This is a genomic window from Xanthobacter autotrophicus (assembly GCF_030015065.1).
In the GTDB taxonomy this organism is placed as follows: Bacteria; Pseudomonadota; Alphaproteobacteria; order Rhizobiales; family Xanthobacteraceae; genus Xanthobacter; species Xanthobacter autotrophicus_D.
The window spans coordinates 1-385 of the sequence record NZ_JAIVFN010000573.1; the positions used below are offsets into that span (position 1 = coordinate 1).

At 64.7% G+C, this 385-nt stretch carries 1 protein-coding gene; it reads left to right on the forward strand.

Features of this window, described 5'->3' with window-relative positions; genetic code table 11:
• On the forward strand, nt 1-253 hold a 253-nt coding region (locus K9U40_RS24570), incomplete at its 5' end, for a DegT/DnrJ/EryC1/StrS family aminotransferase (RefSeq protein WP_282892643.1).
• Nucleotides 254-385: the final 132 nt, after the last annotated feature.

Below are 385 nucleotides of genomic sequence, written 5' to 3' on the forward strand. Positions count from 1 at the left end.
GCTGAAAGAGCGCACCGCTCTGACCGGATTCCTGCGCGCCCAGGGCATCGGCGCGGTGTTCCATTACGTTCCACTGCATGATTCGCCAGCCGGCCTGCGCCATGGCCGTGGCGGACACCTGCCGGTCACCACCGACATTTCCCAGCGGCTGCTGCGGCTGCCCATATATTCCGGCATGACCAGCGACGACGTCCGGCGCGTCGCCAGCGCCGTGAAAAGCTTCTACCACCCAATCTCCCGCGCCGGGGCGTGAAGCCCTCCCTGCTCCATGAAACCAGTGCAGTTCATCCGGGACAACCACGCCCGCTTTCTTCAATTGCTGGAACGAGTCCGGCAACGCATCCAAGCACGGCAATGGCAAGACGCCCTGGATGCCGCCTCGGAG